Origin of the sequence: Nocardioides sp., from assembly GCF_035503875.1 — a bacterium.
In the GTDB taxonomy this organism is placed as follows: Bacteria; Actinomycetota; Actinomycetes; order Propionibacteriales; family Nocardioidaceae; genus Nocardioides.
Genome location: NZ_DATJTA010000037.1, coordinates 159,350 through 169,347 on the forward strand (window position 1 = coordinate 159,350; position 9,998 = coordinate 169,347).

General features: G+C 73.5%; 10 protein-coding genes and 1 riboswitch. Of the genes, 1 reads left to right on the forward strand and 9 read right to left on the reverse strand.

Annotated elements, in window-relative coordinates:
• Positions 1-10 precede the first annotated feature (10 nt).
• The 5 genes from VMF51_RS09135 to VMF51_RS09155 are packed head-to-tail and all read right to left on the reverse strand — an operon-like array spanning position 11 to position 3,955.
• A complete protein-coding gene (locus VMF51_RS09135; RefSeq protein WP_325474106.1) occupies positions 11-1,039 on the reverse strand; it encodes an ROK family protein in 1,029 nt (342 codons plus the stop codon).
• A gap of 2 nt (positions 1,040-1,041) precedes the next feature.
• Positions 1,042-1,983 carry an ROK family glucokinase gene (locus tag VMF51_RS09140; protein ID WP_325474107.1) on the reverse strand — a complete coding sequence of 314 codons (942 nt, stop codon included), beginning with the start codon at positions 1,981-1,983 and terminating at the stop codon, positions 1,042-1,044.
• Positions 1,980-2,330: a hypothetical protein gene (locus VMF51_RS09145; protein ID WP_325474108.1), complete on the reverse strand. Its 351-nt coding sequence runs from the start codon at positions 2,328-2,330 to the stop codon at positions 1,980-1,982. Before VMF51_RS09145 ends, VMF51_RS09140 begins: the two co-directional genes overlap by 4 nt.
• The gene (locus tag VMF51_RS09150; RefSeq protein ID WP_325474109.1) at positions 2,327-3,511 is read right to left on the reverse strand and encodes an ArsA family ATPase; all 1,185 of its coding nucleotides are present in this window, start codon (positions 3,509-3,511) and stop codon (positions 2,327-2,329) included. The genes VMF51_RS09145 and VMF51_RS09150 overlap by 4 nt, the downstream gene beginning before the upstream one ends.
• A 6-nt stretch (positions 3,512-3,517) precedes the next feature.
• Positions 3,518-3,955 carry an SRPBCC family protein gene (locus tag VMF51_RS09155; RefSeq protein WP_325474110.1) on the reverse strand — a complete coding sequence of 146 codons (438 nt, stop codon included), beginning with the start codon at positions 3,953-3,955 and terminating at the stop codon, positions 3,518-3,520.
• 173 nt (positions 3,956-4,128) lie between these two features.
• Here VMF51_RS09155 and VMF51_RS09160 point away from each other — a divergent pair, with 173 nt between their 5' ends.
• The gene (locus VMF51_RS09160; RefSeq protein ID WP_325474111.1) at positions 4,129-5,913 is read left to right on the forward strand and encodes an AMP-dependent synthetase/ligase; all 1,785 of its coding nucleotides are present in this window, start codon (positions 4,129-4,131) and stop codon (positions 5,911-5,913) included.
• Here VMF51_RS09160 and VMF51_RS09165 read toward each other — a convergent pair.
• The 4 genes from VMF51_RS09165 to VMF51_RS09180 form a co-directional block, all read right to left on the reverse strand.
• Positions 5,904-7,154, reverse strand: coding sequence for a M48 family metallopeptidase (locus VMF51_RS09165; protein ID WP_325474112.1), 1,251 nt, complete (start codon positions 7,152-7,154; stop codon positions 5,904-5,906). The two genes, VMF51_RS09160 and VMF51_RS09165, sit on opposite strands and share 10 nt — an antisense overlap.
• Positions 7,151-8,362: a hypothetical protein gene (locus VMF51_RS09170; protein ID WP_325474113.1), complete on the reverse strand. Its 1,212-nt coding sequence runs from the start codon at positions 8,360-8,362 to the stop codon at positions 7,151-7,153. The genes VMF51_RS09165 and VMF51_RS09170 overlap by 4 nt, the downstream gene beginning before the upstream one ends.
• A gap of 37 nt (positions 8,363-8,399) precedes the next feature.
• Entirely contained in the window at positions 8,400-9,386 is a 987-nt protein-coding gene (locus tag VMF51_RS09175; RefSeq protein WP_325474114.1) for a C40 family peptidase, read from the reverse strand.
• 13 nt (positions 9,387-9,399) lie between these two features.
• A riboswitch (cyclic di-AMP (ydaO/yuaA leader) is annotated at positions 9,400-9,575 on the reverse strand.
• Positions 9,576-9,700: 125 nt separating this feature from the next.
• Complete coding sequence (locus tag VMF51_RS09180; protein ID WP_325474115.1) at positions 9,701-9,907, reverse strand: hypothetical protein; 207 nt, start codon at positions 9,905-9,907, stop codon at positions 9,701-9,703.
• Positions 9,908-9,998: the final 91 nt, after the last annotated feature.

A 9,998-nucleotide genomic window follows, 5' to 3' on the forward strand; every position in this document is an offset into this window, starting at 1 on the left:
AGGACGCGCCTCAGTCGTCCGCGCCCAGCCGCCGCGCGGCCCGTCCGCCGACGCGCGTCGTACGACGGAGCGCGCGGGCGCGCCGTCCGCCGCTGCGGACCGCCGAGCGGGCCTTGTCGGCAGCACCGACGACCCCCGCCTCGGGACCCAGGGTGGCCCGCAGCAGCGGCGGGACGACCCGGTGGCCGGTTCCGACGAGCGAGCGGGCCAGCGCGGCGCGGGCCGGGGCCAGCAGGTGCTCGCCGGCGGCGGAGACGCCTCCGGCGATGACGACCACGTCGGGGTCGAAGGCGGCGACCAGGTTGGCGACGCCGACACCGAGCCAGTCCCCGACCGAAGCGAACGCCTCGAGCGCGACCCGGTCGCCCTGGTCGGCGCCCTGGGTGACCATCGGGCCGACGAGCCGGGCCGGGTCGCCGTCGCAGAGGTCGTCGAGCAGGGTGGGCACCCGGCCCAGCTGCGCGCGAGCGTGCCGGGCGAGCGCGTTGCCGCTGCAGTACTGCTCCCAGCAGCCGGTGCCGCCGCACTCGCAGGCCTGGCCGTCGGGGACCACCTGCATGTGGCCGAACTCCCCCGCCATCCCGTTGCTGCCGCGGTGCACGCGGCCGTTGAGCACGACCGCGCCCCCGATGCCGGTGCCGAGGGTCACCACGATCGCGTCGGTGGCGCCGCGGGCCGCGCCGAAGGCGACCTCGGCCCGGGCCGCGCAGTTGGCGTCGTTGTCGAGGACGACGGTGGTCCCCCAGCGCTCCATCAGCCGGGCACGCACCTGCTCGCCGCGCCAGGGCAGGTGCGGGGCGAACATCACCCGCTCGCCCGCGCCGTCGACGAAGCCGGCCGCGGCCAGGCCCACGCCGTCGATCGCCCGCCGCCCGGCGACCTCCTGGACGGCCTCGGTCAGGGCGTCCTCCACCACGACCGGGTCGACGAGGCGGCCCGGCGTCGAGCGGTGCGCGGTGCGCAGCACCCGGCCGCGGGCGTCGACGGCCGAGGCCATCACCTTGGTGCCGCCGACGTCGACGCCGATGAAGAGGGCCATGGCTACCTGCGGGCGAGGTCGGCGGCGCCGATGAGGCCCGCCCGGTTGCCGAGCCGGGCCTTGCGGATCTCCAGCGACGGGCGGTGCCCCCGACCGGTCAGCTGGGCGGCGAAGGCTCGGCGGGTGGGGCCGAGGAGCAGCTCGCCGGCCTCGCTGACGCCACCGCCGATCACCACGACGGCGGGGTCGAGGATCGCGGTCAGCGAGGCGATGCCCTCACCGAGCCAGCGGCCGAGCTCGGTGAGCTGCTCGATGGCGAACGGGTCTCCGCCGCGGGCGGCCTCGGTGATCAGCGGGCCGGTGATCTTGTCGGGGTCGCCGCCGGCCAGGTCCAGGACGTTCCGCGCGAGCAGCGAGCCGCCGCCGGCCGAGGCCCGGGCCTCGCGGACCAGGGCGTTGCCGCTGGCGTACTGCTCGAAGCAGCCGTGGTTGCCGCAGCCGCACAGGATCCCGCCGGGTACGACGCGCATGTGGCCGATCTCCGCGCCGACGCCGAACGCGCCGCGGTAGAGCTCGCCGTCGAGGACGACCCCGCCCCCGACGCCGGTGCCGACGGTCACCAGCAGCAGGTCGTCGACGTCGTGGCCCGCGCCGTACCGGAACTCGCCCCAGGCGGCGGAGTTCGCGTCGTTCTCGATCACGACCGGCAGGTCGACGCGCTTCTCCAGCTCGGTCTTCAGGTCGACGTTGCGCCAGGCGATGTTCGGGGCGAACATCACGACCGCGCGTGCCTTGTCGATGTAGCCCGCCGCTCCGACGCCCACCGCCGAGATGTCGTGGCGCGAGCTCAGCTCGGTGACCAGCCCCGCGATGGCGTCCTCGATGGCCTCCGCGCTGGTGGCCGGCGAGACCACCCGCAGCTCCTCGACGATGCTGCCGTCCTCGTCGATCACGCCGGCGGCGATCTTGGTGCCGCCCACGTCCACCCCACACGCCAGGGTCATCGGTCCTCCGCCCCTTCGTCGTCCGGGACATCCTCGTCCAGATCGATCCGCTCGACGCCGGTGGCCCCCGAGCGGTGCTCCTCCGGGACGTGCGTGGCCAGCAGGCCGGCCGCGGCCTGCACGAGCGACGACACCGCGGACGTCAGGTGCGCGCGGACCTCCGGGCTGGTCTCCCGGACCAGGTGCACGGCGCGGCAGACCGGGCAGTAGCGGCACTCGGCGCCGCCCGTCGCGACGTGCTCGTCGACGTCGCGGGCCAGGTCGGCGAACGCGCCGAACAGCCGGGCCGCCTCCTCGCCGATGCTGCCCACCCGGTCGTCCCGACCGTCCTGGTCGTCCTTGCTCACGCGCGCTCCTTCTCCGGGGTCTCCTCGCGGAACCTCACCAGCAGCTCCCCCGTCTCGACCCGGGCTCCGGCGACCCGGAGCCGGGCGAGGCCGGACGGCAGGGTGAGGACGCGACGATACGACCCCACCGTCACGACCAGGTCGTCACCGTTGCGGGCGAGGTCGACGTCGGCGCGGGTCACGTGGGGCAGCGCGAGGTGCAGCACCGCCCCCGTGGAGGTACGACGGACCCGGAACGGCCCGTCCCCCTCGGGTGGGGCCAGCGGGTCGGAGTCGCCGTACACCTCGCGGGCGAGGCCGGCCAGGGCCTCGACCCCGACCGGCTCGCGGGGCCGGTAGACCGAGCGCCAGATCGGCAGCCCGTGGAAGGACTGCTCGACCTGCTCGAGGACGTCGTCCTGGGCCAGCACCCAGCCGGCCCGCCAGTCGTCGGCGCCATCCGCCGGGAAGACCCGGTTGGCGACGACCCCGTCGACGCGGTAGCCGTACAGCGACAGCGTCGTGTACGAGCGGCGGGCCTCGGCCAGCACGATCGACTCGGGGGTGAGCACCAGGCGCACGCTCGCGCCGGGTCCGGTCAGCAGCTCGCGCACCTCGTCGAGCTCGGCGTGCAGCCGCTCCACGGCGTCGAAGACGGAGTCACCCGGCATGGGGACGCCGGCGGCCCGGTTGAGCACCGGGCGCAGGGCCTTGACGATCCGGCGCTCGGCGGGGAAGACCCGCTGCATGTACCAGCCGAGCGCCTCGGGCAGCGCGAGCAGCCGCAGCGTCTCGGCGGTGGGGGCGCAGTCGACCACGATCACGTCCCAGTCCCCCGAACGGGCGTGCAGGCGCAGCTCGAGCAGGGCCAGGACCTCCTCCGCGCCCGGGATGACGGTGAGCTCCTCGGCCGCCACGGGATCGAGCCCGGCGACGTCGAGCACGGAGAGCAGGTAGCCCTGGATCTCCGCCCACGACTGCTGGAACCGCAGCTGGGCGTCGACCTGCTGGACGTGGAGCCCGTCGGCGACCTCGGTCGGCTCGGCGCCGACGGCGACGCCGTACGCGTCGGCGAGCGAGTGGGCCGCGTCGGTGGAGAGCACCAGCGTGCGCTGCCCGCCTGCGGCGGCCAGCGCTGCGGTCCCGGCGGCGACGGTCGACTTGCCGACCCCGCCCTTGCCGGTGAACAGGAGGATGCGCAACCGGCGCTACTGCTGCTCGACGCGCTTCTTGAGACCCTTCAGCGCGGTGTCGATGAGGATCTTCTCGCCCTTGCGCTTCAGCATGCCGATCAGCGGGATCGACACGTCGAGGGCGAGGCGGTAGGTCACCTCGGTGCTGCCGTCGCCGAGGTCGCGCAGGACGTACGCCCCGTCGAGGGCGCGCAGCATCTTGCCCTCGACCAGGGTCCAGGTGACCTCGCGGTCGCCGTCCCAGGTGTAGGCCAGGGTGTACTCGTCCTTGATGGGCGACACGTCGAGCGCGAAGAAGACCTGCTCGGCCCGACCGTCGGCGCCCGGGACGGTGACCTCGACGGTCTTCATCCCCTTGGCCCAGGTCGGGTAGGCCTCGAAGTCCGCGATGACCGCCATCACGTCGGCCGGGGCGGCGTCGATCACGATGGAGGACGTGGTCTGCTCGGCCATGGGATGCCCCCTGAGATCAGTGCGCTGGATCAGTGCGTGCGAAGTCGGACCAGACGGTCCGGAGCGTACCGGATACCGGCAGTACGGCCCTCGGCGGTAACCTGCCGAGTGGCGCCCTCGGTGGCGCCGCGAGCCGGCGGTCCTACGCCGGTCGGAGCGGATGAGGAGGAAGCGTGCGGGAGTTCTCCACGCCCCTGACCATCGAGATCCCGGCGACCGGGAATCTCACCGACGACGTGGTGGCCAACGCCGCGGAGGCCCCCGACACGGTCGCCTTCAGCCGGCACACCGGTACGGCGTGGGTCGACGTGACCTGTGCGGAGTTCCTGGCCGAGGTCCGCGCCGTCGCGAAGGGCCTGATCGCCGCCGGTCTCGAGACCGGCGACCGGGTCGCCCTGATCTCCAAGACCCGCTACGAGTGGACGCTGCTCGACTACGCGATCTGGTTCGCCGGCGCCGTGACCGTGCCCGTCTACGAGACCTCGTCCTCCGAGCAGATCGCCTGGATCCTGCGCGACTCCGGCGCCCGCGCCGTGGTCGCCGAGGACGCCGGGCACGTCGCCCGGGTCACCGAGGTCCGCGGCGAGCTCGACCAGCTCAACCACGTCTGGTCGATCACCGACAACGCCGTCGACGTGCTCTCGAGCCTGGGCGCGGACATCAGCGACGAGGAGCTGGAGAAGCGTCGTACGACGGCGACGCCGCTCGACCTGGCGACGCTGATCTACACCTCCGGGACGACCGGCCGGCCCAAGGGCTGCGTCATCACCCACGGCAACTTCATGTTCGAGCTGGGGGTGGCGGTCGACGAGCTGGACATGCTCTTCGACGACGACGCGTCGACGCTGCTGTTCCTGCCGCTGGCCCACGTGTTCGCGCGGATCATCCAGATCGGCTGCGTGATGACCCGCACCCGGTTGGGGCACAGCGCCGACATCAAGAACCTCCTGGTCGACCTGCAGGAGTTCAAGCCGACGTTCATCCTCGCGGTGCCGCGGGTTTTCGAGAAGGTCTTCAACAGCGCCTCGCAGAAGGCGACGGCCGATGGCAAGGGCAAGATCTTCGAGCGCGCTGCCGAGGTCGCCATCGCCTACTCCCGGGGTCTCGACAAGGGTCGTCCCTCGCTCGCCGTACGCGCCCAGCACGCGCTCTTCTCGCGCCTGGTCTACGCGAAGCTGCGCTCCGCCCTGGGCGGCGAGTGCCGCTTCGCCATCTCCGGCGGCGCCCCGCTCGGCGAACGGCTCGGCCACTTCTACCGCGGCCTCGGGCTGATCGTCCTGGAGGGCTACGGCCTCACCGAGACCACCGCCGCACTCACCGCCAACCTCCCCGATGCGCAGAAGATGGGCACGGTCGGTCGGCCGCTGCCCGGCACCGCGGTCCGGGTCGCCGACGACGGCGAGCTGCTCTTCCGCGGCGGTCAGGTGTTCTCCGGCTACTGGGACAACGAGGCCGCGACCGCCGAGGTGATGGAGGGCGACGGCTGGTTCCACACCGGCGACGTCGGCGAGGTCGACGACGAGGGCTTCGTGCGGATCACCGGCCGCAAGAAGGAGATCATCGTGACGGCCGGCGGCAAGAACGTCGCGCCCGCCGTGCTCGAGGACCGGCTGCGGGCACACGCCCTGGTCAGCCAGTGCCTGGTCGTCGGCGACGGGCAGCCGTTCATCGCCGCCCTGGTCACCATCGACGTGGAGTCGTTCCCGCTGTGGGCCGAGGCCAACGGCAAGAGCGGCTCGATCGCCGACCTGGTCGACGACCCGGACCTGCGGGCGGCCGTCGAGGCGGCCGTGGAGGACGCCAACAAGGCGGTCTCGAAGGCCGAGTCGATCCGGAAGTTCACGATCCTGCCCGGCGACTGGACCGAGGAGGGCGGCCAGCTCACCCCGAGCCTGAAGCTGAAGCGCGCCGTGGTGATGCGCGAGCACCGCGTCGAGGTGGAGGCCCTCTACTCCTGACCGGTTCCTCCCGACTCGGACAGCCGCTCGGCCAGCGCGGTGCGCAGCAGGGCCGTCGGGTGGCTGCCGAACCAGAAGTGCGACCACCCGGGCGGCTCCGGATCCGCGATCGAGCGTACGGCGAGCTGCCGCTGCAGCTCGACGAACGCCGCCGGGTCGCCCGTCGCCCGGAGCGCGTCCACGTCGGCGCGGATCTCCACGTGGCGGCTGATGGTGTTCTGGACCGGGCTGCTCAGCACGACGGCGACGGCGTACAGCGCGAGGACCAGCGGGACCACGGCCGGGTCGGCCGGCGAGCCGCCCCGCCGTCGCAGCGCCCCCAGCACCGTCCCCAGCAGACCGATCGCGAAGCAGGCGCCGGCCGCGCCGAGGACCGTCCCGACCACGACGTCGTGGTGCCGGGCGTGGGCGAGCTCGTGCGCGACCACCGACAGGGCCTGGTCCTCGGGCAGGTCGTTCACGAGGTTGTCGTAGAGCACCACCCGACGGCTCCCGCCGATGCCGGAGACGTAGGCGTTGAGCGTCGTCGTACGGCGTGAGGCGTCGGCGACCAGCACCTCATCGACCGCCACGCCCTCCTTCTCGGCCAGCTCGAACACCCCGGTCCGCAGCGGGCCGTCCTCCAGCGGCTCGAAGTCGTTGAACAACGGCTCGACGACCAGCGGGTAGGCGAACGAGCCCAGCACGACCAGCCCGGCCGCGATCGCCCCGGCGATCGCGGGCCAGGCGCGGCGCCAGCGCCGGGCACAGCCGACCAGGACCAGGAGGGCGAGGGAGAGACCCACGACGTCGACGAGCTCGCCCTTCAGCAGGTCGAGCACCCAGGCCGGCCAGGACTGGGTGCTCAGCCCGTAGTCGAGCAGCTGGCGGCGCATCAGCACCGCGAACGGCAGGGTCAGCAGGCGCAGTCCGACCTCGAAGACCGCGACGGCCAGGATCACCGCCGCCCACCACGGGCCGGGCAGGCGCGCGAAGAGCGCGCGGCCGCGCCGCGAGAAGCCGAGCCAGCAGGCGGCCAGCAGGCGGACGACCAGCGAGGCGTAGCCGATCCAGTCGGTGCGGCTCGCGAACTCGGCCGCCCGGTCCAGCTGCTCCGGGGTGAACAGCACGGTCGGGTCCGCCGGCCGGAGGGCACCGCCCGGGACGGGGTCCCACGGCACGAGGACGGCCGCGAGGACGACGAAGACGACCCCACTCACGGCGGCCGTCACGAGCGAGATCCTGCGGGCCGCCTGCGTCACGCGGCCAAGTCTGACAAACGCTCCCGCCAGGCCCCGACGAGCTCCGGCTCCGAGAGGCCGGTGTCGCGCCGCAGCGCCCGCGCCAGCGGCGTACCGGCGGCGACGTGCTCGTACAACGCGACGAGGGCGTCCTCCCCCGCCCGCTCGGCGATCACCTCGCAGACGAGCCAGGCGCTCTCGTAGACGGCGCCGAGGTGGGTGGCCCCCAGGTCGAACTCCGTCGCTCCGGGCAGCGCGTCCGGGACGCCGTCGCGGCGTACCTGCTCGATGATCTGGGCCGCCGTGGTCGTCACCGGGAGCCGGACGTCGCGCAGCGCGACGTAGTCGGCGAACCCCTCCAGCAGCCACAGTGGGGTGCTGGTGCTCGTGGGCGCGTCGGTCGCCACGTGCGCCGCCTCGTGGCTCATCACCACCTGCGCGCCCGCGGGGCGGAGCCGGCCGAGCTCGGCCGGGTTGACCATCACGTGCACCGGCGAGCCGGGCGCCAGCGAGCCGTCGACGCTGGTGGTGACGGCGGCGATGCCGGCGTACGTCCCCGGCTCGGCGTCCAGCGCCCGGTCCAGGCCCTCCGCCGACGCGGGCACCTCCACCACGAGCCGCGGCCGCCAGCCGGTCACCACCCGGCGTACGACGGGCACGGCTCGCTCCGCCAGGCGGGCGTAGCGATCGGCCCCCGCAGCGTCGGCGGTGAGCACGAGCGTCTCGGGAGTACGCCGTACCTCGACGGGGCCGGCCAGCCAGACGGGCGACCGGCCCTCCTCGGCGCCGAACGCGACCAGGCCGACCTCGCCGTCGACGGACCGGAACACGACCGGCACCTCGGCCAGCGCGGGTGCCCGGTCGAAGCCGGCGAAGCGCCAGGCGACGTCGGCCCGGGCGGTCCAGGTGCCGTCCGCGGCCGCGGGGCCGCTCGCCGCCACGTAGCGGGCCGCGAAGTCGCGGACCCGGAGCTCGCCCGCGTTGGTCGCGACGGCGGCCAGCCGGTCACCCGCCGCCCGGTCACCGGCCGGGGCGAGCGCCCGGGCCGCCTCGGGATCGGCCGCCTCGACGGCCGCCACGAGCGCGGTGAGCACCTTGCCGGCCGCCGCGGAGTCCACCGCGCGCACCGCCGGGGCGCCGGGCGGCGGGGCGACGTACGTGTCGTCGGACACGAGCTGCCAGGTCACCACCGCGACGACGACCAGCAGGAACGACGAAAGACCGGCCACCCACCAACGGGGGCGACCGGCCTTCGGGGTCGAAGCGTCAGCCAGGGCGGACGGCGCCGACGTACGGCATGGAGTGCAGGTCGGAGACGACCACGCCGGTGCCGGGGTTCGCGGCGTGCACGATCATGCCGTTGCCGATGTACATGCCGACGTGGCTGATCGGGCTGTAGTAGAAGACCAGGTCGCCCGGCTGCAGGTCACCCTGGGCGATGCGCGGACCCGAGGAGTACTGGGCGCTGGAGGAGTGCGGCAGCGCGACGCCGGCCTGGGCCCACGCCATCATCGTCAGGCCCGAGCAGTCGAAGGCGTTCGGGCCGGCAGCGCCGTAGACGTACGCGTCGCCCACCTGCGCCATGGCGTACGAGATCGCCGCGCCCGCGCGGCCGGAGGCCGGGACGTTGGACGGGACCCGCTGGGAACCGCCCCGGGAGAGCAGCGCCTCGCGCTCCTCGGCCTTGAGCTTGTCGAGGAGCTTCTCGGCCTCGGCGAGCTTGGCGTCGGTCGTCTCCTTCTCGGCGGCGAGCGCCTCCTCGGTCTTCGCGACCTGCTTCGAGCGCGCCTCGGTGGCCTCGCGCCGCAGCTCGAGCGCGTCGGCCTCGGCGGAGTACCCGGCCAGCAGGTCGCCCTGGAGGTCGTTGTAGCTCGCCATCGTCGAGAGCTGGTTGAGGAACGCGCGCGGGTCGTCGGAGACGAACAGCCGGCCGGCCGCCGACGTGGCGGAGCCGGCGTACTCGCTGACGAGCGAGTCGGCGACCTGGTCGCGGATCACGTCGAGCTTGGCGTCCTGGCGCCTCTCGTCGGCCTTCAGCGCCGCGAGGTCGCTGCGCAGCTCGGTGAGCTCCAGCTTCGCGTCGTTGTAGCGCTCGGAGGCCTGCTCGGCCTCGTGGAAGAGCCGGTCGACGCGCGACTGGACGTCGTCGATGTCGGGCTCGGCCTGCGCCGGCGAGGTGGGGACGAAGCCGACGGATCCAGCGAGGGCAAGGCCTGCGAGGGCAGTGATGTAGCGCTTCCGACCGTTGAGCACGAGCGGGTTGTTCCCCTTGTGTGTCGTACGCCTACCGGGTGAGCTGACGGGTTCGGGCACGACTTGCCCTACTCACGCTCCTCGTACGACGCCCGTGAACGGCGTACGCCTTGCGAGAGATTCACCCCAGAGGTGGTGGTTCCCCGGCTCCCGGCCCGCGAACGGTCCGGAACTCGACGCGGTGCTCGCGCGAACCTGGTCGGTCCACTTCCACGAGCACCTGAGTTCGAGAGGGTAGTCGCCCCTCAGGGGCTGGCAAAACCGGACGCGGCCGAATCGCGGGTTTTCTTTACTTCCGCGACCCCGGGTCTGGGTCACGCCGACTCGACCGCCGGCGGGTCGACGGGCTGGACCAGGCGCAGCGGCGGGACCAGTCCCCCGGCGGCCAGGACCTCCAGCGCCTCGCGGTCGTCGTCGTCGAAGGTCAGCTCGGGCGGCGGCCCCAGGAGCACCGTGACCACGCAGTCGTGGCACGCGAGCCCGCGCACCACGCAGGTGTCGCAGTCGATTCTCGTCGTCATGCGCACACCGTGACAGCGACCACCGACAGTCCGCGCTCCCCCACCCTGCCGACCCGGCGTGAATGTGGTGCCGACCCGGCGCGAGTTCGCG